Origin of the sequence: Streptomyces sp. NPDC102279 (genome assembly GCF_044766365.1) — a bacterium.
In the GTDB taxonomy this organism is placed as follows: domain Bacteria; phylum Actinomycetota; class Actinomycetes; order Streptomycetales; family Streptomycetaceae; genus Streptomyces.
The window spans coordinates 15,621-38,119 of sequence record NZ_JBIWLU010000026.1 but is presented as its reverse complement, the minus strand read 5'-3'; the positions used below and the strand labels follow the sequence as shown (position 1 = coordinate 38,119).

The 22,499-nt window shown below is 71.5% G+C and carries 18 protein-coding genes; 11 read left to right on the top strand and 7 right to left on the bottom strand.

What is annotated here, in order from left to right; all coding sequences use genetic code 11:
• Window positions 1–20 precede the first annotated feature (20 nt).
• From cofD to ACIRQH_RS40360, 3 genes are all read left to right on the top strand, one after another.
• Window positions 21–1,004 (top strand): 2-phospho-L-lactate transferase, encoded by a 984-nt coding sequence (gene cofD / locus ACIRQH_RS40370; protein ID WP_404230486.1) that lies wholly within the window; start codon window positions 21–23, stop codon window positions 1,002–1,004.
• A gap of 5 nt (window positions 1,005–1,009) precedes the next feature.
• Complete coding sequence (locus ACIRQH_RS40365) at window positions 1,010–2,353, top strand: coenzyme F420-0:L-glutamate ligase (protein WP_404230511.1); 1,344 nt, start codon at window positions 1,010–1,012, stop codon at window positions 2,351–2,353.
• Between the two features lie 93 nt (window positions 2,354–2,446).
• The gene (locus ACIRQH_RS40360; protein WP_388930827.1) at window positions 2,447–3,448 is read left to right on the top strand and encodes a DNA-3-methyladenine glycosylase family protein; all 1,002 of its coding nucleotides are present in this window, start codon (window positions 2,447–2,449) and stop codon (window positions 3,446–3,448) included.
• Window positions 3,449–3,664: 216 nt separating this feature from the next.
• On the opposite strand, the gene ACIRQH_RS40355 is transcribed toward ACIRQH_RS40360, so the two are convergent.
• Window positions 3,665–4,747: a sugar phosphate nucleotidyltransferase gene (locus ACIRQH_RS40355; protein WP_404230483.1), complete on the bottom strand. Its 1,083-nt coding sequence runs from the start codon at window positions 4,745–4,747 to the stop codon at window positions 3,665–3,667.
• A 187-nt stretch (window positions 4,748–4,934) separates the two neighbouring features.
• Window positions 4,935–6,299: a peptidoglycan recognition protein gene (locus tag ACIRQH_RS40350; RefSeq protein WP_388874258.1), complete on the bottom strand. Its 1,365-nt coding sequence runs from the start codon at window positions 6,297–6,299 to the stop codon at window positions 4,935–4,937.
• Window positions 6,300–6,427: 128 nt separating this feature from the next.
• Here ACIRQH_RS40350 and ACIRQH_RS40345 point away from each other — a divergent pair, with 128 nt between their 5' ends.
• The 4 genes from ACIRQH_RS40345 to ACIRQH_RS40330 all read left to right on the top strand — a co-directional run bounded on the left by ACIRQH_RS40345 (window position 6,428) and on the right by ACIRQH_RS40330 (window position 12,450).
• Complete coding sequence (locus ACIRQH_RS40345; protein WP_388874261.1) at window positions 6,428–7,183, top strand: TIGR03089 family protein; 756 nt, start codon at window positions 6,428–6,430, stop codon at window positions 7,181–7,183.
• Between the two features lie 136 nt (window positions 7,184–7,319).
• Window positions 7,320–8,594 carry an LCP family protein gene (locus ACIRQH_RS40340; protein ID WP_404230480.1) on the top strand — a complete coding sequence of 425 codons (1,275 nt, stop codon included), beginning with the start codon at window positions 7,320–7,322 and terminating at the stop codon, window positions 8,592–8,594.
• 245 nt (window positions 8,595–8,839) lie between these two features.
• Window positions 8,840–10,591 carry an LCP family protein gene (locus tag ACIRQH_RS40335; protein WP_358821191.1) on the top strand — a complete coding sequence of 584 codons (1,752 nt, stop codon included), beginning with the start codon at window positions 8,840–8,842 and terminating at the stop codon, window positions 10,589–10,591.
• A 125-nt stretch (window positions 10,592–10,716) separates the two neighbouring features.
• Complete coding sequence (locus ACIRQH_RS40330; RefSeq protein ID WP_388874269.1) at window positions 10,717–12,450, top strand: LCP family protein; 1,734 nt, start codon at window positions 10,717–10,719, stop codon at window positions 12,448–12,450.
• Between the two features lie 88 nt (window positions 12,451–12,538).
• On the opposite strand, the gene ACIRQH_RS40325 is transcribed toward ACIRQH_RS40330, so the two are convergent.
• The gene (locus ACIRQH_RS40325; RefSeq protein ID WP_358821193.1) at window positions 12,539–13,603 is read right to left on the bottom strand and encodes a glycosyltransferase family 2 protein; all 1,065 of its coding nucleotides are present in this window, start codon (window positions 13,601–13,603) and stop codon (window positions 12,539–12,541) included.
• Between the two features lie 315 nt (window positions 13,604–13,918).
• Here ACIRQH_RS40325 and ACIRQH_RS40320 point away from each other — a divergent pair, with 315 nt between their 5' ends.
• Window positions 13,919–15,286, top strand: coding sequence for an LCP family protein (locus tag ACIRQH_RS40320; protein ID WP_388930821.1), 1,368 nt, complete (start codon window positions 13,919–13,921; stop codon window positions 15,284–15,286).
• A 78-nt stretch (window positions 15,287–15,364) separates the two neighbouring features.
• Here the strand turns inward: ACIRQH_RS40320 and ACIRQH_RS40315 are convergent, their stop codons facing one another.
• On the bottom strand, window positions 15,365–15,916 hold the full coding sequence (locus ACIRQH_RS40315; RefSeq protein WP_358821195.1) for an acyl-CoA thioesterase: 552 nt from the start codon (window positions 15,914–15,916) through the stop codon (window positions 15,365–15,367).
• Window positions 15,917–16,035: 119 nt separating this feature from the next.
• Here ACIRQH_RS40315 and ACIRQH_RS40310 point away from each other — a divergent pair, with 119 nt between their 5' ends.
• Window positions 16,036–17,334: an LCP family protein gene (locus ACIRQH_RS40310; RefSeq protein ID WP_358821196.1), complete on the top strand. Its 1,299-nt coding sequence runs from the start codon at window positions 16,036–16,038 to the stop codon at window positions 17,332–17,334.
• Window positions 17,335–17,429: 95 nt separating this feature from the next.
• Here the strand turns inward: ACIRQH_RS40310 and ACIRQH_RS40305 are convergent, their stop codons facing one another.
• The gene (locus tag ACIRQH_RS40305) at window positions 17,430–18,587 is read right to left on the bottom strand and encodes an acyl-CoA dehydrogenase (RefSeq protein ID WP_388874276.1); all 1,158 of its coding nucleotides are present in this window, start codon (window positions 18,585–18,587) and stop codon (window positions 17,430–17,432) included.
• A gap of 189 nt (window positions 18,588–18,776) precedes the next feature.
• Between ACIRQH_RS40305 and ACIRQH_RS40300 the strand changes: the two genes are divergently transcribed.
• Window positions 18,777–20,120 carry a UDP-glucose dehydrogenase family protein gene (locus ACIRQH_RS40300; protein ID WP_388874279.1) on the top strand — a complete coding sequence of 448 codons (1,344 nt, stop codon included), beginning with the start codon at window positions 18,777–18,779 and terminating at the stop codon, window positions 20,118–20,120.
• A gap of 127 nt (window positions 20,121–20,247) precedes the next feature.
• Here ACIRQH_RS40300 and ACIRQH_RS40295 read toward each other — a convergent pair whose 3' ends face one another.
• Window positions 20,248–20,805, bottom strand: a complete 558-nt coding sequence (locus tag ACIRQH_RS40295) for a CGNR zinc finger domain-containing protein (protein WP_404230472.1) — start codon at window positions 20,803–20,805, stop codon at window positions 20,248–20,250.
• A 94-nt stretch (window positions 20,806–20,899) separates the two neighbouring features.
• On the opposite strand from ACIRQH_RS40295, the gene ACIRQH_RS40290 reads away from it, so the two are divergent.
• Window positions 20,900–21,259 (top strand): VOC family protein, encoded by a 360-nt coding sequence (locus ACIRQH_RS40290; protein ID WP_388874285.1) that lies wholly within the window; start codon window positions 20,900–20,902, stop codon window positions 21,257–21,259.
• A gap of 40 nt (window positions 21,260–21,299) precedes the next feature.
• Here the strand turns inward: ACIRQH_RS40290 and ACIRQH_RS40285 are convergent, their stop codons facing one another.
• Entirely contained in the window at window positions 21,300–22,454 is a 1,155-nt protein-coding gene (locus ACIRQH_RS40285) for a dipeptidase (RefSeq protein ID WP_388874288.1), read from the bottom strand.
• Between the last annotated feature and the right edge of the window lie 45 nt (window positions 22,455–22,499).

Here is a 22,499-nt window from a genome sequence, read left to right as displayed (position 1 = left end):
CGCCTGCGAGACTGAACCCCATGCGCATTGTGGTTCTGGCAGGCGGTATCGGTGGTGCACGGTTCCTGCGTGGTCTCCAGCGGGCCGCCCCGGACGCGGACATCACGGTCATCGGCAACACCGGCGACGACATCCATCTCTTCGGGCTGAAGGTCTGCCCGGACCTCGACACGGTGATGTACACGCTCGGCGGCGGCATCAACGAGGAGCAGGGCTGGGGCCGTGCCGAGGAGACCTTCCATCTGAAGGAGGAACTCGCGGCGTACGGGGTCGGACCGGAGTGGTTCGGGCTCGGCGACCGCGACTTCGCGACGCACATCGTGCGTACGCAGATGCTCGGCGCGGGCTATCCGCTCAGCGTCGTCACCGAGGCGCTCTGCGACCGGTGGAAGCCGGGCGTGCGGCTCATCCCCATGTCGGACGACCGTGTCGAGACGCACGTCGCCGTCACACTGCCCGACGGCGACCCGGCCGGAGCCGCCGGCGAGCGCAAGGTGATCCACTTCCAGGAGTACTGGGTGCGGCTGCGGGCCTCCGTGCCGGCCGAGGCGATCGTGCCGGTGGGTGCCGAGCAGGCCAAGCCGGCCCCCGGGGTCCTCGAAGCCATCGCCGAGGCCGACGTCATCCTCTTCCCGCCGTCCAACCCCGTCGTCTCCGTCGGCACCATCCTCGCCGTGCCCGGCATCCGTGAGGCGATCGCCGAGGCGGGCGTGCCCGTCGTCGGCCTCTCCCCCATCGTCGGTGACGCGCCCGTGCGCGGCATGGCCGACAAGGTGCTCGCCGCGGTCGGCGTCGAGTCCACGGCCGCCGCGGTCGCCGAGCACTACGGCTCGGGACTCCTCGACGGCTGGCTCGTCGACACCGTGGACGCCTCCGTGGTGGAGCGCGTCGAGAGCGCCGGCATCCGCTGCCGGGCCATCCCGTTGATGATGACCGACCTCGACGCGACCGCGCGGATGGCCCGTGAGGCCCTCGCCCTGGCGGAGGAGGTACGGACTCCGTGAACACCGTGGACACGCCGGGACCCTCCGGACCGGGAGAGCCGGCGGAGCACACCGTGCCCGGCTACCGGGTCTGGGCGCCGGCCGGACTGCCCGAGGTACGCCCGGGCGACGACCTCGCGAAGCTCATCGCGGCCGCCGGCCCCGACCTGGCCGACGGGGACGTGCTCCTCGTCACCTCCAAGATCGTCTCCAAGGCTGAGGGCCGGATCGTCGAGGCCGCCGATCGCGAGGCCGCCATCGACGCCGAGACCGTCCGGGTCGTGGCACGCCGCGGCGCGCTGCGGATCGTCGAGAACCGGCAGGGGCTCGTGATGGCCGCCGCCGGGGTCGACGCCTCCAACACCCCCACCGGGACCGTGCTGTTGCTGCCCGAGGACCCCGACGCGTCCGCGCGGGCGATCCGCGACGGGCTGCGGGACACCCTCGGGGTCGACGTCGGCGTCGTCGTCACCGACACCTTCGGGCGTCCCTGGCGCACCGGGCTCACCGACGTCGCCATCGGCGCGGCGGGCGTCCATGTGCTGGACGACCTGCGCGGCGGCACCGACGCGCACGGCAATCCGCTCAGCGCGACCGTCGTCGCCACGGCCGACGAACTCGCCGCCGCCGGTGACCTCGTCAAGGGCAAGGCCTCCGGACGGCCCGTCGCCGTCGTGCGCGGGCTCGCCCACCTGGTGGCCGACGGCGACGGCGAGGGGGCGCGGGCCATCGTCCGGGGCGCCCACGACGACATGTTCCGGCTCGGCACCTCGGAGGCCGTACGGGAAGCGGTCACCCAGCGGCGTACGGTCCGGGCCTTCACGGACGAGCCCGTCGACCCCGGTGCCGTGCGCCGGGCGGTCGCCGCGGCCGTGACCGCCCCCGCGCCGCACCACACCACCCCCTGGCGGTTCGTGCTCCTGGAGTCGCAGGAGTCGCGGACGCGGCTGCTCGACGCCATGCGGGACGCGTGGACCGCCGACCTGCGGGCCGACGGCAAGAGCGAGGACTCGGTCGCCAAGCGGGTCCGCCGCGGCGACGTGCTGCGCAGGGCGCCCTACCTCGTGGTGCCGTGCCTGGTCATGGACGGCTCCCACACGTACGGCGACGCCCGACGGGACGGCGCCGAGCGGGAGATGTTCGTGGTCGCCACCGGCGCCGGCGTGCAGAACTTCCTCGTCGCCCTGGCCGGCGAACGGCTCGGCTCCGCCTGGGTGTCGTCGACGATGTTCTGCCGAGACGTCGTCCGCGAGGCGCTCGACCTGCCGGCGAACTGGGACCCGATGGGCGCGGTGGCCGTGGGCCACGCGGCCGAAAAACCCCGGGACCGCCCGGCGCGGGACGCGGAGGCGTTCGTCGAGGTGCGGTGAGCCGTCCTTCGGGCGGTCGCGCGAACGGTGCGTTTCCGGCCGGGCGACCGCCTACCCTCGTAGGGCACCCCGAGCACCCCTAGGACCTCATCCGTGGCTGGACGTTTCGCTCCCCGGCCGACGCGTACGACCGTGCGCGGCGGGCATGTCGTGGTGCCCGGCGGAGTCCCGCGGCAGGCCGCCGAGCCCGCCCGCGTCCGCACCTGGGCCCCCCCGGGGCCGCTCGACCTCGGGCTGGTGCTCGGGCCGCTGCGTCGCGGCCCCGGCGATCCGACGTTCCGTACGACACCCGACGGCTCGGTGTGGCGGGTCTGCCGCACGCCCGCCGGGCCCGGCACCCTGCGTGTGACCCTGGCGGGCGGAACGGCCCGGGGCGAGGCCTGGGGACCAGGCGCCGACTGGCTGCTCGACCGGCTCCCCGAACTGCTCGGCGCGGCCGACGATCCCGACGCCTTCGAACCCCGGCACCGCCTCGTCGCGGTCACCCGGCACCGGCGCCCGGGGCTGCGGCTGGTGCGGACCGGACTCGTCATGGAGTCGCTGATCCCGTCCGTCCTGGAACAGAAGGTCACCACCGACGAGGCGTACCGGGCGTGGCGGCTGCTCGTCCGGAAGTTCGGCGAGCCCGCGCCGGGACCCGCGCCCGAGCGCATGTACGTCATGCCGGCGCCCCGGACCTGGGCGCTGATCCCCTCGTGGGAGTGGCACCGCGCCGGTGTCGACGACAAGCGGGCGTCCACCGTCCTGCGGGCCGTACGGGTCGCTCCCCGGCTGGAGGAGGCCGTGCGGCTCGATCCCGTGCGGGCGCGGGAGCGGCTGGAGCTGGTGTCCGGAATCGGGCCCTGGACCTCCGCGGAGGTCGTACAGCGCAGTCATGGTGCGGCCGACTCCGTGACCGTGGGGGACCTTCATCTCCCGGGGATCGTGGGGTACGCGCTCGCGGGAGACCGGGACGCGGACGACGCGGCGATGCTGGAGCTGCTGGAGCCGTACGCCGGGCAGCGGCATCGGGCGGCTCGGCTGATTCTGCTGTCGGGGCGGGTGCCGGCGCGGCGCGTACCGAAGATGCCCCGGGGTGACATCGGGAAGCTCTAGGCGTGCCCCGCCTCCGGTTTCGTCCGCCGGGCTTCCCCGCCGTCCCCGGGTTCCGACGCCCGGCCTTCCCGTGAGCCGGGGTCCCCTGCTCGGGTGCACCGCGGGCACAGCGGTCTTTCGCCCCTCGGCCCCTGCCCTTCGCGTCCCCCGGGACTCCGCCCGGACGCCGCTCAGACGCCGGAGGGGCTGCATGAGCCCCTCCGGCTGTCCGGTCTTCTACTGGTCCGACGAGAAGCGCAGTGCTCCCGCGGGGATGTGGGCGTCGCACCAGATGCGGACTCCGTCGCGGAGTTCGTTGTCGGCGCCGACGGTCGCGCCGTCGCCGATGACCGCCCCCGTGAGGATCGTGCGCTCCCCGATGCGGGCGCCTACACCGACGAGGGAGTCGGTGACGACCGCGCCGGGTTCGACGACGGCTCCGGCGAGGATCGTGCTGCCGGAGATCCGCGCGCCCTCGCCGATCCGGGCGCCCTCACAGACGACCGTGCCGCCCGTGAGCTTGGCGTCGGGGGCGACCGTGGCCGTCGGCAGGATCAGGCGGTCGCCGCAGCGGCCGGGGACCGCCGGGGAGGGGGCGCGGCCGAGGACGAGGTCGGCCGAGCCGCGGACGAAGGCCTGCGGGGTGCCCAGGTCCAGCCAGTACGTGGAGTCCACCATGCCCTGGAGGTGGGCGCCGGTGGCCAGGAGCTCCGGGAACGTCTCGCGCTCGACGGAGACCGGACGGCCCTCGGGGATGGTGTCGATGACCGAGCGGCGGAAGACGTACGCCCCCGCGTTGATCTGGTCGGTGACGATCTCCTCGGGGGTCTGCGGCTTCTCCAGGAACGCGGTGACGCGGCCGGTGGAGTCCGTGGGGACGAGCCCGAACGCGCGCGGGTCCTCGACACGGGTGAGGTGGAGCGAGACGTCCGCGCCCGTCGTCTCGTGGGTCGACACCAGGGCCGGGATGTCCAGCCCGGTGAGGATGTCGCCGTTGAAGATCAGGACGGGGTCGTCGGGGCCCGAGCGGAGCCGGGACGCCACGTTGCGGATGGCACCGCCGGTGCCGAGCGGCTCCTCCTCGGTGACGTACTCGAGGTGGAGGCCCAGCGAGGAGCCGTCGCCGAAGTACGGCTCGAAGACCTCGGCGAGGTAGGACGTCGCCAGCACGATGTGCTCGACGCCCGCCGCGCGGGCCCGTGCCAGCTGGTGCGTGAGGAAGGGGACTCCGGCCGCCGGCACCATCGGCTTGGGCGTGTGCACCGTGAGAGGGCGCAGCCGGGTGCCTCTGCCGCCGACCAGGAGGATCGCTTCTGTCACCTGTCGTCTCTGCTTCCTGCCGGGACCGGCCGAACTGTGTTCCGGCCGGCCAGTGTATGCAGACTGTTCGATGGCGCCTTCGATGGCGGTGCGGTCTCCGTCGACGGGCCTGTGTCGTGACGTCAGGTGATCACCGCCCGGCCCCGGCCGGCCGGGCGGTGCCGGCGCTGCCGGTTCCGGGCCCTGCCTACCGGCCCTGGTAGCGGGCCGCCGTCTTCCGTGCCGAGCCGAGCTTGCCGTAGAGCAGCCGTCCCGGGCACTCCGTGGCGAACCCGTCCCGATGGCCGGAGATCACATTCAGTCGTACGTTCTTTCCCTTTCGGTAGAGATTGCCACCGCCCGACTTCAGGTATGTCTTGCCACGCGGATTGCCACCGTAGAGGCCCAGCTTCCAGGCCGTCAGACGGGCGATGGCCTTGAGCGACGCGTCGGTCGGCTTCGTGTTCTGGAAGCTGCCGAGGACGGCGATCCCCATGCTGTTCGTGTTGAACCCGAGGGTGTGGGCGCCCAGGACCGCCTTCGCGACGCCCCCGGCCCGGCCTTCGTAGATGTTTCCGCACTTGTCGACGAGGAAGTTGTAGCCGATGTCACGCCAGCCGCTGCTCACCACGTGGTAGCGGTAGATACTGCGGATGACCGAAGGCACCTGGGAGCAGCTGTAGTTGTTGCCCGACGCCGTGTGGTGCACGAAGGCCGCCTTGACCTTCTTCGTGTAGACGAAGCCGCGCTCGCGCAGCTTCTCGTTCGCGCCCCAGCCCTTGCGGGTGATGATGCGCGGGCGGGCGCCGATGTACGGCGTCACGCGCAGTGCGGCCGAGTCCGCGGGCAGGTACTGGCGCTCCGTCTCCTCCTGGCTGAGCGGGCCGAGCTCGGTGTCGTCGGCAGCCGGGGCCCCGTCGGAGGCGCCCGCGCGTACGCTCCCGGCGCGCGTGGCGCCCGGCGCGCCCCCGGCCCGGTCGGCCGCGCTGCCGTCCACGCGCCCCGGGGGTCCGCCGGGGTCGATCAGTTCGAGGTGCAGGCCTCTGGGGAGCGGGGTGCCCGGGGCCGTACCCGCGCGCTCCTCGCCCTCCTGTCTGTCCCGGGGCGCCTTGTCCGCGTCGACGCGGACCTCGACGCCGTCCGAGGCGCCGACCCACAGCGGGGCGGTGGCGCCACGCACCCGCCGTGACGCGCCCTCGGCGGTGTCGGGGTCGGCGCCGTGCTCGTGGTTGTGGGTGTCGACGTCCTGCCAGCCCGACCAGTGGCCGGTGCCGGCCGCCCGGGCGCGGACCTGGACACGCCCGCGCAGCTCACTGCCCGGATCGTCCCAGATGACGCCCACCAGGGAGAAGGGCCGGGCGTCCCGGCGGTCGAGGCCCTGTTCGGGTGCGGCGGCACCGAGGGCGCGGTCGCCGGAGAGGGGGACGAGGGGCAGGGACTGGGTGCTGCCGGGGACGGAGGTCTCGGACGTCACCGCCGACGGCCCGGCCTGTGCCGGGGCGGGCAGGGCGAGCGGAAGGGCGAGAGCGGCCGCGCAGGTGACGCCGACCGAGGAAGCAAGGAATCCACGCATGCCCCTGATCTTGGACATAGTCATACATATCTGTCCATCGCGGAATTGACGGTCCGTCGGACGCGTTCCGCCGAACCGGTGGCTCGCGCCGTCCGTGCCGCGTGGCGTCCCCGCGTACGCTTGCGCGCGTGAACGCCACCGACCGCACCCCCGCCGACCTGCTGCGATCCGCGCTCTCCACGGATCCGGCGCGCCCCCTGGTGACCTTCTACGACGACGCGACGGGCGAACGCGTCGAATTGTCCGTGGCCACCTTCGCCAATTGGGTGGCCAAGACGGCCAACCTGCTGCAGGGCGAACTGTCCGCCGAACCCGGCGAGCGCGTCGCCCTGCTGCTGCCCGCGCACTGGCAGACCGCCGTGTGGCTGCTCGCCTGCTCGTCGGTGGGTGTCGTCGCGGACATCGGGGGCGACCCTGCCGCGGCGGACCACGTCGTCGCCGGACCGGGCCGCTTCGAGGACGGGCTCGCCTGCTCCGGCGAGCGGATCGCCCTGTCCCTCGCCCCGCTCGGCCGCCGCTTCCCGACCCCGCCCGCCGGGTACGCCGACTACGCGGTGGAGGTGCCGAGCCAGGGCGACCGGTTCGCGCCGTACGCGCCGGTCGACCCCGAGGCACCGGCGCTGATCGTCGCCGGGGCCACCTGCACCGGCGCGGAGGTCGTCGAGCAGGCCCGCTCCGACGCTCCCGGGCTGGATCTGACGGGACCCGGCTCGCGGATCCTGTCGGCGCTCCCGTACGAGACCTGGGAAGGCCTGTCCGCGGGCCTCTACGCGCCGCTCGCCACCGGCGGATCGGTGGTGCTGTGCCGCCACCTGGACCAGCTCGGGGACGACCGCCTCGCGCAGCGGATCGAGAGCGAGCGGGTGACCGCGACGGCCCGCTAGCCGCCGCCCTACGGCCCCGCGTCCCGGGGCCGTGGCCCGTTCGGCCCATCACCGGCCCCCCTCACCAGCCACTCCGGGACATGGTCGTAGGAGCAGCAGACACGCTCGTACACCAGGAGGGGTGGTGGATTCCGACGTGACCGACTCCGAAGGAACTCCCTCCGGACGTCCGGAGGGGCCGGTGCCGGGAGCGTCGCCCACCGGGGCCGGGCTGAGACGCCGGCGCAGGCGCTGGCTGCGCTACACCGCCATCGGCGTGGCCGTGGTGGTGCTCGGCGCGGCAGCGGCCGGCTGGGTCGCCTACGAGAAGCTGAACGGGAACATCACGGCCGACGACGACGCCGCGGCCGAGCTCGCCCGGTACGAGAAGGAACGGCCCACCGCGCTGGTGCACGACGCGCAGAACATCCTGATGATCGGGTCGGACTCGCGCTCGGGCGCCGGGAACAAGAAGTACGGCCGCGACTCCGGGACCGAGCGGTCCGACACCACGATCCTGCTGCACCTCGCGGCGGACCGGCGGACCGCCACCGCCATGTCGCTGCCCCGCGACCTGATGGTGGACGTGCCGGGCTGCCGGCGCCCGGACGGCACCCGCACCGAGCCCATGTTCGCGATGTTCAACTACGCGTTCCAGGTGGGTGGTTCGGCCTGCACGATCCGCACCGTCGAGAAGCTCACGAACATCCGTGTCGACCATCACATGGTGGTGGACTTCCACGGCTTCAAGGACATGGTCGACGCGGTGGACGGTGTCGAGGTGTGCCTGAAGGAGCCCATCGACGACAAGGCGGCGAAGCTGAGGCTGCCCGCGGGCAAGGTCGTGCTCGACGGCGAGCAGGCGCTGGGCTACGTCCGCGCCCGCAAGACCATCGGCGACGGCAGCGACACCGACCGCATGGACCGCCAGCAACGGTTCCTCGGCGCGCTCGTCAACAAGGTGCGCAGCAACGACGTCCTGCTGAACCCGGCGAAGCTGTATCCGGTCCTGGACGCGGCCACCTCGTCGCTCACCACCGACCCGGGCCTCGCGAGCCTGCGCGGCCTGTACGACCTGGTGCGCGGCATGCGGAACATCCCCACGCAGGACGTGCAGTTCCTGACGGTGCCGCGGACCGCGTACAGCCTGAACGCCAACCGGGACCAGCTCGTGGAGCCCGAGGCGACCGAGCTCTTCGAGCGGCTGCGCGCGGACGAGCCCGTGACGGTCACGAAGGAGTCCGCCGAGAAGGCCGCCGAGGGTCCTTTCCCGCATTCCGCAACTCCGTACGAGAACTCCCCCCTTCGTCACCGGGCGCAGTCGAACAGCAACGGTAGGTCGATACTGTTGCGGCCGGTCGCCTCTACAGGAACGCCTGATCCGGCGCCGACTTTCCGGGGTAACACGGCGGCCCAGGACGCCTGCGGGTAAAGGGGGCGCCAAGGTGGGGAACAGCTGAGCTAAGAAGTCTCTGAGAAATAGGGCGGATTGCCCGGTTGTAGGGACGTTGAATTTGTCACGGTCGTGGCTCGACGCCGAACCGGGCGGATAGTGTGAGCGACCCGGTGCACCCGGCCACGAGGTTTCCCTTGGGGTTCGCGCACTGCTGACCGAGACCCGAGCGCCTTTTGAGGGGGAAAGGCGCCGCGTGGCCCCGACGGAGGATTCAGACAACCGTGGACGCGCAAGGCCGTGGGCGGGCGGACAATATCGATCCCGCAGACCAGTGGGTGCTCAACCCGAACACCGGCGAATACGAACTGCGACTGACCCCTTCCGGAGCGCAGTCGGGAGTGCCGCGTCCGCGCAGGGGTACGCCCCCTTCGCAGGCGCGCACCCGGACCGAACCGGGCAGGGACCGCGCGGCGCCGGGCCGGGAACGTGAGGCGCCGGGCACCGACGTGCCCGGGCCGCGACGACGCCGTGGCGAACCGCCGGAGCCCCAGCCGGGGCGGCGGCGCGGGCGCACCAAACCCAAGAAGAAGTCGAAGGCGAAGAAGGTCCTGCTGTGGACCGGCGGCACGATGGCCTTCGTGCTGATCGCCGCGTCGGGCGCCGCGTACGCCTACCTCAAGCACCTCGAGGGCAACGTCCAGGCGACGGACATCGGCGACTCCGGCAAGGACGGCTTCAGCAAGGACGAGGCCTTCAACATCCTCATCATCGGTACCGACAAGCGGACCGGTAAGGGCAACGAGGGCTACGGCGACAAGAACAGCGTCGGGCACGCCGACACGAACATCTTGTTGCACGTCTCCAAGGACCGGACGAACGCGACCGCGATGAGCATCCCGCGCGACCTCATCGTCGACATCCCCGAGTGCACGACGAAGCTGGACGACGGCACCGAGAAGACCATCAACCCGTCGCAGAACGTCCGCTTCAACACGAGCCTCGGGCAGGAGGACCGCAACCCCGGCTGCACGATGGACACGGTCAAGGCCGTCACCGGCATCTCGGTCGACCACTTCGCGATGGTCGACTTCAACGCGGTGAAGACCCTCACCAGCGCGGTGGGCGGTGTGGAGGTCTGCCTCGCCAAGGACGTCGACGACCCCGACTCGCACCTCAAGCTCTCGGCCGGCAAGCACACCATCGAGGGCGAGCAGGCCCTGGCGTTCGTGCGCACCCGCCACAGCTTCGGCAACCAGGGCGATCTCGACCGCATCAAGGTGCAGCAGCAGTTCATGGCCTCCCTGATGCGGAAGATGAGTTCGAGCAACACCCTGACCAGCCCCACCAAGCTGATCAAACTGGCCGAGGCGGCCACCAAGGCCCTCACCGTGGACACCGGCATCGCCAAGGTCGACACGCTCAAGGACATGGCCATGGAGCTGAAGAAGGTGCCGCCGAAGAACATCACGTTCACGACGGTGCCGGTGATCGACAACCCCGCCGACGGCGTGATCCACAAGACCGTGATCGTCAACCCGACGACGTCCCAGCCGGTCTTCGACGCCATCAAGAACGACGTCTCCTTCACCGCCGTGAAGCAGAAGGCGAAGAAGGAGAAGGCCGAGGTCGCGGCCCGCCTCAAGGGATCCCGCTCGTCCGCCTCCGACGTCCGCGTCGACATCTACAACGGCGGCGCCGAGGCCGGCTCCGCACAGGAAACTCTTAACTGGCTGCAGAACACTGAGGGCGTGCTCAAGTCCAGCCAGCTCGGAAACGCCGACGAAACACTCGACAAGACGAGCCTGGAGTACTCTCCCGACCAGGCCGACCAGGCACGCAAACTGGCGGACCTCATGGGGCTGCCCGCTTCGGCGATGAAGCCGGGCAAGAGCGAGAAGAACGCTCAGGGGCTGCCGGCGATCGTGCTGACCCTGGGCAAGGACTTCAAGGGCGCCGGGGTGCCGCTGACGGCTTCGACGAAGGCGCCTGACGTGGACAAGTCCACGGCGGACAAGACGGTGTGCGCCAAGTGATGACCTAACGGGTCCGAGAAGCGTCCTACAGGACGCGAGAGACCGGCCGGCCGGACGTCTTACGCGTCCGGCCGGACGCACGACGGATCCGTTTGTCAGGCGCAGGGTGGGGAGGGGCTGGGGAGATGGCGCAGAGCAGTGTGCGTGGGGAGAGTGCACGACCACGTGTCCGGCGGGCCGGCGAACTGGGCTGGGACGAGAACCTGTACGAGGAGGGCGGCGAGCCCGTTCGTACGGCCGGCACCGAGCACGGGCCGGCCGCGGGTGACACGTCCGGGCGGGCCGACGACGACACGTCGGCGGCACCGCGGAAGCAGGACCGCAACGGTGGGGGCCGGGGCGGACGGCGGCACGGAGGCGGCGGACGCCCCCGGCGCAGACGCCGAATACTCCGCTGGTCGGCGATGGTCCTGGCGCTGCTGATACTCGGCACCGCCGGCGCGGGCTATCTCTACTACCGGCATCTGAACGGCAACATCAAGAAGGACGACCTGAACATCGGCAACGACAAGAACCGGGCACCGGCGCCCAAGCCGAACGCCGCGGGTCAGACGCCGCTGAACATCCTTCTGATCGGTTCCGACGGCCGTAACTCCAAAGAGGACCAGAAGCTCGGGGGCGCGAAGGACACCTTCAACTCGGCGCCGCGCGCCGACGTCCAGATGCTGCTGCACCTGTCGGCGGACCGCACCAACATGTCGGTCGTGAGCATGCCGCGCGACACGCTGCTGCAGATCCCCGAGTGCACGGACCCCCACACCAAGAAGACGTATGCCGCGAGCACTTCGCTCACCATGACGAACGACTCGCTGGGCCGCGGGGGCCCCGGGTGCACGGTCGCCACGTGGGAGAAGCTGACCGACATCCACATCGACCACTTCATCATGGTCGACTTCGCGGGTGTGGTGTCGATGGCCGACGCGATCGGCGGCGTCCCGGTGTGCGTGGACGCCAACATCTACTCGCACACCTCCAACGGTCACGGCTCCGGCCTGAAGCTGGAGAAGGGCACGACGTCCGTCCAGGGCAAGCAGGCCCTGGAGTGGCTGCGCACGCGCTACGGCTTCGAGGACGGCAGCGACATAGGCCGCACCAAGGCCCAGCACCAGTACATGAACTCGATGGTGCGCCAGCTGCGGGAGAACGCCACGCTGAGCAACCCGGGCAAGCTGAAGGACCTCGCCGAGACCGCCACCGACGCGCTGACCGTCGACGACGGGCTGGGCACGGTGACCAAGCTCTACGACCTCAGCAAAGAGCTGAAGAAGGTCCCGACGGACCGCATCAACATGACCACGATGCCGTGGGTGTACTCCTCCGACGGCAACCGGGTACTCCCCAAGCCGACCGACGCCGACAAGGTCTGGCGGCTGCTGCGCGAGGACATCGCGCTCGACGGCGACGGGAAGAAGAAGGCCAAGGAGCGGACGTCGAAGGACCCGGCCGCGGCCGACGACCAGATCGCCGTCCAGGTGCAGAACGGCACCCGTACCGACACCCTGGCGCCGGTCGGCGGACGGGCGAGCACGGTGACCGCGCTGCTCACCGGCAAGGGCTTCACGCGGACCACCGCCGACCAGACGACGGCGACCGCCGAGGCCACCACGCTGATCCGCTACCCGAGCGCCGACCTGGAGGGTGACGCCCTGCGCGTCGCCAAGGCCCTCGGCGTCCCGTCGACCGCGGTGGAGAAGTCCGCGGACGTCTCCGGGGTCACGCTCGTCGTCGGAGCGGACTGGCGGGACGGTACGAAGTACAAGGCACCGGAGGACGACGACTCGACGCCGTCCTCGGCCAAGCTCGACAAGGGCTCGGACACCGAAGCCTGCATGCACGTCAACCCGGACTACACCTGGTAGCGCGAGCGCTGCGGGCTCCGGACCGGGGCCGCACACGCGTCGGGCCCCTCTCGGTTTCGAGAGGGGCCCGACGCGTGTGCGGGACGGTTCAGTTGGAGCTGGTGGACGGCTCCGTCGAGGGCTCGGCCGGACCGCTGAGGACCGCCGGACGCCGGGACGCGATGACCTTGCGGGCCAGCGCCTTCGGGCTGGTGAGGAAGCCCCAGCCCCACGACATGTGCATCGTCGCCAGGGCCACGGGGATCTGGAGGCGGGCCTTCGCCGGCAGCCCCTTGCCCGCGGGCAGCGAACCGAGCGCGATGGCGGCGAGGTAGCCGGCCGGGACGACGAGGCCCCACGGCGTCAGCACCGCTCCGACGACCACGCCCGCGGCGATCGCGCACACCGCGGTCGGCGGGGCGAGGTAGCGCAGGTTGATGGAGCCCTCGTGGTACCGGGCGACGACGTGCCGCCAGCGGCCGTAGTCCTTGTACTGCTTGGCCAGCGCCTTCACACTCGGCCGCGGCCGGTACGACACCCGCAGCTCGGGCGAGAACCAGATGAGGCCGCCCGCCTCCCGGATCCGGAAGTTCAGCTCCCAGTCCTGGGCGCGGATGAACTCCTCGTTGTACCCGCCCTGTTGTTCCAGCGCCTCGCGCCGGAACACCCCGAGGTACACGGTCTCGGCCGGAGCCGCGTCGCCGCCCGTGTGGAAGGCGGCGTTGCCCACACCGATCTTCGACGTCATGGCCGCGGCGACGGCGTGCTCCCAGTCGTTCTCGCCCTCGGCGTGCATGACGCCGCCGACATTCTGCGCGCCGGTCTCCTCCAGGAGCCGTACGGCGGTGGCGATGTAGTTCGGGGAGAGGATGCCGTGGCCGTCGACACGGACGACGACGGGATGCCGGGACGCCTTGATCGCGGCGTTCAGCGCCGCGGGCGTGCGCCCGGTCGGGTTCGGCACGGTGTGGACCCGCGGGTCCTCTCGGACGAGTTCGGCCGCGATCTCGTCCGTTCGGTCCGTTGAGGGACCGATGGCGATCACGACCTCCATCTCGCCGTCGTACCGCTGCGCCAGGATCGCTTGGACGGCCCCGCGCAGATGCCGCTCCTCGTTGAGGACGGGCATGATCACAGAAACGGCGGGAGACCGCACGTCAGACTTCTCGCTCATCGGACGTCACGTTACCGCGAACGGGGGACACGGGCGCGCGCCGCCCGGTCTAAGGACCGGGCCGCAGATCGTATGGGCCTACCGTTCACACGGATCCCCACGCCCAGCGGTACGCGGCGTCGCGCAGCCTCGCGGAACGCGTCCCTCCCCCGTCCAGCCTCGCGGAGGTGTCCCCCCTTGCCCACGCCGCCCCGCTCCCCCGCACGCCCTCAGCGCCCCCAGCAGCCGTCTCCCGCACGCCGACCGGCCGTCCGGTCCGACGGCCGCCCCACGCGTCCCCTGCGCCCCGTACGGCGCAAGAAGCCACGCTGGGCCATGCGGGCGGTGACGACCGTCTCCGTGGTGGTCCTCGCCTCGGCGGGCATCGGGCACGCGGTGGTGACCAGCCTGGACGCGGACATCGCCCGGGTCGACCCGTTCAAGGACATGAAGAACCGGCCCGAGGCCGGGAACGGCATGAACGTGCTCCTCGTCGGCACCGACGGCCGGGACAGGATCACCGAGGCGGAGCGGCGGAAGTACCGGCTGGGCGGCGCGCCCTGCCACTGCACCGACACGATCATGATGGTGCACATCTCGGAGGACCGGGAGCGCGCCAGCGTCGTCAGCCTGCCGCGCGACTCGTACGCCGAGACGCCCGCGCACACCGACGCCGTCACCGGCAAGCGGCACGAGCCGCACCCCCTCAAGCTGAACGCGGCGTACGCGGAGGGCGGCCCGACCCTGACCGTGCGGACCGTCGAGAACATGACCCACGTGAAGATCGACCACTATCTGGAGGTCGACTTCACCAGCTTCATGAAGACGGTGGACGTCCTCGGCGGTGTGAAGGTCTGCACCGTGCAGCCCCTGAAGGACAGCTACACCGGTCTCGACCTGGCGCCGGGCTCGCACGTGCTGGGCGGCGGCCAGGCCCTGCAGTTCGTCCGGTCCCGGCACGCGGACGGCTCCTCCGACCTCGGCCGGATGCAGCGCCAGCAGCGCTTCCTCGCGGCCCTCGTCGACCGGGCCACCTCGTCCGGGGTACTGCTGAACCCGATGAAGTTCCGCGACGTGACGCGGGCCGTGCTGGGCTCGGTGCGCGCCGACAAGGGCTTCGGGACGGACGAGCTGCTGGACCTCGGCCGGGCGATGCGGAACTTCTCGCCGTCCTCGTCGGAGTTCACGACCGTGCCGATCGGACAGATGGGGTACGTCGTCAAGGGCATCGGTTCGACCCTGAAGTGGGACCCGGCGAAGTCGCGGAAGCTCTTCGAGGCGCTGCGCGAGGACAAGCCGCTGGCGGAGCACAGGGCCGCGCCACGGCAGCAGGCGGTCCGGGTCGACGTGGCCCCGCAGCAGATCCGCGTCCAGGTGGAGAACGGGACCGCCGCCCCGGGGCTCGGCGACCAGGTGGACGGTGCGCTGGCCGCCACCGGATTCCGTACGACGCACCAGCCCACCAGCGCCCAGGACCGGACCGTGCAGCGCACCGTCGTCGCGTACGACCCGCGCTGGGACCGCTCGGCGAAGTCCCTCTCGACGGCGCTGCCCGGCTCCGAACTGCGCGCGGTCCCCGGACAGGGCCCGCTGCTGAAGGTGATCGCCGGCTCGGACTTCACGAAGGTCACGCGGGTCCGCGCGGACGACCCGGGCCAGGGCGAGTTCGGCGCGGTGACGGGCGACCAGGTGGTGTGCCCGTGAGAAGCAGGCGGGCGGCCGGGACGTGCGGGCGGCGGGCCCGCCGCCCGGCCTGAGGCCGGCGGCACCCGTCACGGGGTGTCAGAGGGTGTCGAGACCCTCCGCCGCGCGCTTCTCGCGCAGCTCCATGATCGCGCGGCGGCGGGCCAGGCGGTGGGTGCGGCGGATCTGGGCCTCCTGGCAGCGGCGCTCGTCACGCTCGGTCTCGGGGAGGACCTGAGGGACCCGGCGGGGCTTGCCGTCGGCGTCGACGGCGGCGAAGACCAGGTAGGCCGAACCGACCTGCTGGGCGGGCGTCGACTCGTTCCAGCGCTCGGCGAGGACCCGGACACCGACCTCCATCGAGGTCCGTCCGGTCCAGTTGACCTGGGCCTTCACATGGACGAGGTCGCCCACGCGGACCGGTTCGAGGAAGGCCATCTCGTCCATCGAGGCGGTGACGGCGGGCCCGCCGGAGTGCCGCCCGGCCACCGCGCCCGCCGCGTCGTCGACGAGCTTCATGATCACGCCACCGTGCACCGTGCCCAGCAGGTTGGTGTCGTTGTGGGTCATGATGTGGCTCAGGGTGGTCCGGGACGCGGAGGTCGGCTTGCCCGGAATATCGGATTCCGGGTTGGGGGCCAGGTCTGTCATGACGTCCACCTTATGCCGGGGGCACAGACGGTCGTTTTGCATCAGCTCTGCAACAGGCGTGACCCAGATCTCCCGGCTCTCTTGTAAGACACATGGTGGAGCCCTGCACACTGGTCCGCATGAACGATTGGCCCGACGACAGCCGCGGCAACGGCGGCAACCGCTACGGACGCGGCAGCGCAGGCTCGCAGCCTGAGGGTGCCCGCGTCATGCGCCAGGTCCGCCGTGGACCGTCGGCGCCCGCTCCGGGCCCGGACGCTCCGCCGTACGGCGGCGGAGTGCCCCGGCAGCCGTCGTACGTCGACGGGCAGGGCTACGACGACGGCTACGACAACGGGTACGACTCCGGCTACAACACGGGACACGTGTACGGCGCGCCGGGCGGCCCCGGCGGTCCGCAGGGCCCCGGCGGCGGTGGCCCCGGCCGTCCGCGGCAGGCACCGAACTGGCGGCGCCGGATCAAGTGGACCGCGATCACGCTGGTCACGCTGCTGGTCGTGGTCTCCGTCGGCACGTACTTCTGGGCGGACTCCAAGCTGCACCGTGACGTGGATCTCTCCAAGGTCATCGACCGGCCGGAATCCGGCGAGGGCACGAACTACCTGATCGTCGGTTCCGACAGCCGCGCCGGCATGTCCGCCGAGGAGAAGAAGAAGCTGCACACCGGCTCGGCCGAGGGCAAGCGCACCGACTCGATGATGATCCTGCACACCGGGAGCAACGGGTCGACGCTGGTCTCGCTGCCGCGTGACTCCGACGTCGAGATCCCCACGTTCAAGGGCTCCGACTCCGGCAAGACGTACCAGGGCACCGGCCGGCACGTGAAGCTGAACGCCGCCTACGCCGAGGACGGCCCCGAACTCCTCGTGCGCACCGTCGAGTTCAACACCGGCCTGCACATCGACCACTACGTGGAGATCGGCTTCGGCGGCTTCGCGAGCATCGTCGACGCGGTCGGCGGTGTCGAGATGAACCTCGACAAGGGCTTCAAGGACAAGTACTCGGGCGCCGACTTCAAGGCGGGCAAGCAGACGCTGAACGGCGAGCAGGCCCTGGCGTTCGTCCGGACCCGGCACGCCTTCGCCGCCTCGGACCTGGAGCGCACGAAGAACCAGCAGAAGTTCCTGGCCGCCCTGGCCCACCAGGTGGCGACCCCGTCGACGGTGCTGAACCCGTTCAAGCTCTACCCGACCATGGGCGCGGGCCTGGACAGCCTCGTCGTCGACAAGGACATGGGCCTGTGGGACCTGGCCGACATGTTCTGGGCCATGAAGGGTGTCACCGGCGGCGACGGCAAGTCGATGAACATGCCGATCTCCGGCTCCACGGGCGGCAACCTCGTCTGGGACAAGACGAAGATGAAGGAGCTGGTGAGCCAGCTGAAGAACGACGAGAAGGTGACGGTCACGGGCAACTGAGCCCACGCCGGACCCGCTGACGACGAAAGGTGGGAGGCACCCCCCCGGGGGGGGTGCCTCCCACCTTTCGTCGTGCCGGCCGGCCGGGCCGCGTACTACGGCAGGTTGCGCGCCATCACGATGCGCTGGACCTGGTTCGTGCCTTCGTAGATCTGAGTGATCTTCGCGTCGCGCATCATGCGCTCGACCGGGTAGTCGCGCGTGTAGCCGTAGCCGCCGAGGAGCTGTACGGCGTCCGTGGTGACCTCCATGGCGACGTCCGAGGCGAAGCACTTGGCGGCGGCGCCCTGGAAGGTGAGGTCCTTGTCACCCCGCTCCGACTTGGCGGCAGCCGCGTACGTCAGCTGGCGGGCGGCCTCGATCTTCATGGCCATGTCGGCGAGCATGAACTGGATGCCCTGGAAGTCGGCGATCGGCTTGCCGAACTGCTTGCGCTCCTGGACGTAGCCCTTGGCGTAGTCGAGGGCGCCCTGGGCGATGCCGAGGGCCTGGGCCGCGATGGTGATGCGGGTGTGGTCCAGCGTCTTCATGGCGGTCGCGAAGCCGGTGCCCTCCTCGCCGATCATGCGGTCGGCCGGGATGCGCACGTTGTCGAGGTAGACCTCGCGGGTCGGGCTGCCCTTGATGCCGAGCTTGCGCTCCGGGGCGCCGAAGGAGACGCCCTCGTCGGACTTCTCGACCACGAAGGCGGAGATGCCCTTGGAGCGCTTCGTCGGGTCGGTGACGGCCATCACCGTGTAGTACTCGGAGACGCCCGCGTTGGTGATCCAGCGCTTGACGCCGTTGAGGACCCAGAAGTCGCCGTCGCGGACGGCCTTCGTCTTCATGCCGGCCGCGTCCGAACCGGCGTCCGGCTCGGAGAGGGCGTAGGAGAACATCCCGTCGCCCTTGGCGAGCGGGCCCAGGTACTTCTTCTTCAGGTCCTCGGAGCCGGAGAGGATCACCGGCAGCGAGCCCAGCTTGTTCACGGCGGGGATCAGCGAGGAGGACGCGCAGACGCGGGCCACCTCCTCGATCACGATGACCGTGGCGAGGGCGTCGGCGCCCGCGCCGCCGTACTCCTCGGGGACATGCACCGCGTGCAGGTCGTTGGAGACGAGGGCGTCCAGCGCCTCCTGCGGGAAGCGGGCCTCCTCGTCCACGGCCGCGGCGAACGGCGCGATCTTCGCCTCGGCCAGCGAACGGATCGCGTCCCGGAGCATGTCGTGCTCCTCGGACGGGCGGTACAGGTCGAAATCAGCCGATCCGGCCAAGGTCTCTCACGCTCCAAGGAATGCTGTGACGGCGACGCTAACTACTGTTAAGTAACCCAAATTTTAGGGGCCCGCCCACGCGAGGGATACGTGAGCTTGGCGACAGGGGGGAAACTGCCCGTGAAAGCCCTCCCCCAAGCCCCGGATATGCTCGGGCGCGCACCGACGCCGCACACTCCAGGAGCACCCATGGCCCTCAAGATCACCGTGATCGGCACCGGCTACCTCGGCGCCACGCACGCCGCGGCCATGGCCGAACTCGGCTTCGAGGTACTGGGGCTCGACGTGGTGCCGGAAAAGATCGAGATGCTCCAGCGGGGCGAGGTCCCGATGTACGAGCCCGGCCTGGAGGAGCTGCTGCGCAAGCACGTGGCCGGGATCGAGGGCTCCACCGGCCGGCTCCGCTTCACCATGGACTTCGCCGAGGTCGGGGCCTTCGGTGACATTCACTTCGTCTGCGTGAACACCCCGCAGAAGCACGGCGAGTACGCCTGCGACATGTCGTACGTGGACTCCGCGTTCGAGTCGCTCGCGCCGCACCTGCGCGGCCCCGCCCTCGTCGTCGGCAAGTCCACCGTGCCGGTGGGCTCGGCGGCGCGGCTGGCGGAGCGGCTGGCGGAGCTGGCGCCCGCCGGGGAGGACGCCGAGCTGGCCTGGAACCCCGAGTTCCTGCGCGAGGGCTTCGCGGTGAACGACACCCTGCACCCCGACCGGATCGTGGTGGGTGTGCGCAGCGAGCGGGCCGAGAAGCTGCTGCGCGAGGTCTATGTCACGCCGGTCACCGAGGGGTCGCCGTTCGTCGTGACCGACTTCCCGACCGCCGAGCTGGTGAAGACGTCCGCGAACTCCTTCCTCGCCACGAAGATCTCCTTCATCAACGCGATGGCCGAGGTGTGCGAGGCCGCCGACGGCGACGTTGCCAAGCTGGCCGAGGCCATAGGGCACGACGAGCGGATCGGGAAGAAGTTCCTGCGGGCCGGGATCGGCTTCGGCGGCGGCTGTCTGCCCAAGGACATCCGCGCGTTCATGGCGCGCGCCGGCGAGCTGGGTGCCGACCAGGCGCTGACGTTCCTGCGCGAGGTCGACACCATCAACATGCGGCGCCGCGGCCAGATGGTGGAGATGGCGCGTGAGGCGCTCGGCGGCGGCTCGTTCCTCGGCAAGCGGGTCGCCGTGCTCGGCGCGACCTTCAAGCCGGACTCGGACGACGTGCGCGACTCCCCGGCGCTGAACGTCGCCGGGCAGATCCACCTCCAGGGCGGCCAGGTCACCGTCTACGACCCGAAGGGCATGGCGAACGCGCGCCGTCTCTTCCCGACGCTCGGCTACGCCGACACCGCGGTGCAGGCCGTGCGGGGCGCCGATGTGGTCCTGCATCTGACGGAGTGGCGCGAGTTCCGCGAGCTGGACCCGGCGGTGCTGGGCGAGGCGGTCACGTCCCGGGTGCTGCTGGACGGACGGAACGCGCTGGACCCCGAGGTGTGGCGCCGGGCGGGCTGGACGTACCGGGCGATGGGGCGGCCCACCGCCTGAGGGATGTCGGGACGACGCCGGTCCGGCCGAGGCTCAGTCGGCCGGACCGGCGTCGGTTGCATTCTGCACCACTTCGCCGTGCGGTGGACGGTGGTCGTCCGACTCCCCTCCGGGCCCTGGCCGGGGGCTACTTGGCGCGGTAGCGGCGCATCTTGGCGCGCGCCCCGCACACCGACATCGAGCACCAGCGGCCGCGTCCGGCCGGTGAGCGGTCGTAGTAGGCCCAGTGGCAGTCCGGGGCCTCGCACGCCTTCAGCCGCGGCCAGGTGCCCTCGACGAGCGACTCGGCGACCGCCACGGCGATCCGGGAGGGCAGGGGTACCCGGGCGGCCGGAGAGTCCGGGGAGGCCGGGGGCCTCGGGTCGGCGGAGGGACCGGGGTTCCCTGCGGCGGCCAGGCGCGCGCTGCCGTCGTGCTCGTCCACGGTCACCCGCAGCGGGGCCCGGGCGAGGAGTTCTCCGAGCGGGGTGACCACGGCGTGGGCCGGGTGTCCCGCGTGGGCCAGGCACGCCGCCCTCAGGGACTCCCGTAGTTCGCGCGCGCCGGGCACCTCGTCCGACGTGAGACCGAGGCGGGCGAGGCCGTCGGCCGTGTCCAGGGAGTCGGCACCCGATGCGACGTCCAGGGTGTTCACCAGGGACTGGATCAGGGCGAGGCCGCCGGGTGCGGGCGCTCGGTCGTTCATGCTTGCGACGTTACCTCCTGTGCGAGAGCATGGGGTAACCGTTACCTCTTGAGTCGATGTACCAGTAACCGTCAGTGCTCTCCCGGAGGAAGTCATGGCTCTCGCCACGCTCGACGTCGTCGTCCTGGACTGTCCCGACCCGCTCGCGCTGGCCGGGTTCTACGCCGAGGTGCTCGGCGGCACGGTCCGGAACGAGGGCGACTGGGTCGACCTCGATCTGCCCGGCGGCCGCAAGCTGGCGTTCCAGGCCGCGCCCGCGTACGTACCTCCGCGGTGGCCCGGGCCCGACGGCGCGCAGCAGTTCCATCTGGACCTGGCCGTCGAGGACCTGGACGTCGCGGAGAAGGGCGTCCTGGCGCTCGGTGCCCGGCCACTCGACGCCGAGGACCGCTCCCGCTCGTTCCGTGTGTACGCGGACCCCGCCGGGCATCCGTTCTGCCTCTGCGCCTGCTGAGCGCCTTCCACACGGCGGAGGCGGGGGCGTGAGGGCCCGGTCAGCCGTCCAGGTCGGCGATCTTCGCGCAGGACGGCGCCCGCCGCTGCTGGGCGGCGCGGGCGGTGAACTCCGCGCTGCGCAGCACGCGTTGGACGTTGCCCCAGGTGAGCAGGGCGAGATCGGACGAGGACCAGCCGCGGGAGATCAGCTCCGCGACGAGATGGGGGTAGCAGGACGCGTCGGCGAGGTCCTGGGGGTGGGCCGCGCCCGAGTCGTAGGTGCCCGAGAGGCCGACGCACTCCGAACCCGCGAGCGCGCGGACGTGGTCGAGGTGGTCGGCGACGTCCCGTACGGAGGGGCCCGTCTGCTCGGCGGTGAGCGGGACGAGGCACAGGCCCTTGGCGGCGCCCAGTTCGGTGAGGACCTCGTCGGGGAGGTTCGACGGGTGGGGGCGCAGGGCGCGGGCGGCGGAGCGGGTGAACAGGACCGGGGCCTTGGAGACGGCGAGGACGCGGCCGACGGTGGCGTCCGAGGTGCCGGAGAGGTCGGCGAGCACGCCGAGCCGGTTCATCTCGCGCAGCACCTCCTCGCCGAACCGGGTGAGGCCCGCCTCGCTCGCCCAGGAGACGCCCGTGAGCGTGAGGATGCGCAGGCCGAGGGTGTGCAGGGCGCGCAGGATGCCCAGGGAGTCGCCGAGCGCTGTGGCTCCGGCGGGGCCGGGGACGACGGCGATGCGGCCGCAGTTGCGGGCGTCGGCGATCTCGGCGGCGCCGCGCGCCCTCCGCAGTCCCTCGGGATGCGCGTGGACCACCGTGTTGACCAGGTCGAGCTGCTCCATGGTGGCGCCGACGGCGCGGTCCCCCGTGAGACCCTCCGGCAGGTGCAGCGACCAGAACAGGGCGCCCACGTGCCCTTCGCGCAGCCGGGGCAGGTCGGTGTCCACGGCGCTCTCGCCCAGCTCCAGATCGAACCAGGGGAGGTGGCGCAGCGCCCAGGGCAGGCCGCTGTAGCCGTCGGCGACGGGGTTGTCGGCCAGGAACGCGTGGGCGCGCGCGAGGGGGTCCGCGCCGGGTTCGTTCTCCGGGGCGGCGGGGCCGGCCTCGGCGAGGGGACGGGCCGCGGGGGCCGGCGGCTCGGACGGGGACCAGGCAGCGGGCGGATCGAGCTCTCCCACCTCGACGGTGGTGTGCAGTTCGTCCTGCAGGTCTGCCATGACAGGCTCCGGGGGGTGGACGGCGGTGATCGCAGTACCGCCACC

Bases quoted from the DNA above. Each gene is read 5' to 3' on its own strand.
- cofD (WP_404230486.1), top strand. From the start codon at position 21: ATGCGCATTGTGGTTCTGGCAGGCGGTATCGGTGGTGCACGGTTCCTG.
- ACIRQH_RS40350 (WP_388874258.1), bottom strand. From the start codon at position 6,299: ATGCGTGGATTCCTTGCTTCCTCGGTCGGCGTCACCTGCGCGGCCGCT.
- ACIRQH_RS40330 (WP_388874269.1), top strand. From the start codon at position 10,717: ATGGCGCAGAGCAGTGTGCGTGGGGAGAGTGCACGACCACGTGTCCGG.
- ACIRQH_RS40325 (WP_358821193.1), bottom strand. From the start codon at position 13,603: ATGAGCGAGAAGTCTGACGTGCGGTCTCCCGCCGTTTCTGTGATCATG.
- ACIRQH_RS40320 (WP_388930821.1), top strand. From the start codon at position 13,919: ATGCGGGCGGTGACGACCGTCTCCGTGGTGGTCCTCGCCTCGGCGGGC.
- ACIRQH_RS40315 (WP_358821195.1), bottom strand. From the start codon at position 15,916: ATGACAGACCTGGCCCCCAACCCGGAATCCGATATTCCGGGCAAGCCG.
- ACIRQH_RS40310 (WP_358821196.1), top strand. From the start codon at position 16,036: ATGAACGATTGGCCCGACGACAGCCGCGGCAACGGCGGCAACCGCTAC.
- ACIRQH_RS40300 (WP_388874279.1), top strand. From the start codon at position 18,777: ATGGCCCTCAAGATCACCGTGATCGGCACCGGCTACCTCGGCGCCACG.
- ACIRQH_RS40295 (WP_404230472.1), bottom strand. From the start codon at position 20,805: ATGAACGACCGAGCGCCCGCACCCGGCGGCCTCGCCCTGATCCAGTCC.
- ACIRQH_RS40290 (WP_388874285.1), top strand. From the start codon at position 20,900: ATGGCTCTCGCCACGCTCGACGTCGTCGTCCTGGACTGTCCCGACCCG.
- ACIRQH_RS40285 (WP_388874288.1), bottom strand. From the start codon at position 22,454: ATGGCAGACCTGCAGGACGAACTGCACACCACCGTCGAGGTGGGAGAG.